This window comes from Polaribacter sargassicola (assembly GCF_021991835.1).
Lineage (GTDB): Bacteria > Bacteroidota > Bacteroidia > Flavobacteriales > Flavobacteriaceae > Polaribacter > Polaribacter sargassicola.
The window spans coordinates 1-294 of the sequence record NZ_JAHDAU010000190.1 but is presented as its reverse complement, the minus strand read 5'-3'; the positions used below and the strand labels follow the sequence as shown (position 1 = coordinate 294).

Annotated in this window: 1 protein-coding gene; it reads left to right on the top strand. The window is 72.1% G+C overall.

Going from position 1 to position 294, the window contains the following annotated elements; genetic code table 11:
* The coding region (locus KI686_RS17650) for an L-serine ammonia-lyase, iron-sulfur-dependent, subunit alpha (RefSeq protein WP_237590392.1) at positions 1 to 294 on the top strand (294 nt) is incomplete at both ends.

Here is a 294-nt window from a genome sequence, read left to right as displayed (position 1 = left end):
CGTCGGCGCCATCGACGACCCCGATGTCATCGCCGAGGCGAACCGCCGCCGGGGCATCCGCCGCTTCCTGCTGACCGCCACAGCGCTGGGCTCCCTGTTCAAGGCGAACGCGTCGATCTCGGGTGCCGAGGGCGGATGCCAGGCCGAGGTCGGATCGGCGTGCGCCATGGCCGCAGGCGGCCTGACCGCCGTGATGGGCGGCACGAACCGGCAGATCGAGAACGCCGCGGAGATCGCGATGGAGCACCACCTGGGCCTCACCTGCGACCCGATCGGCGGGCTCGTGCAGATCCC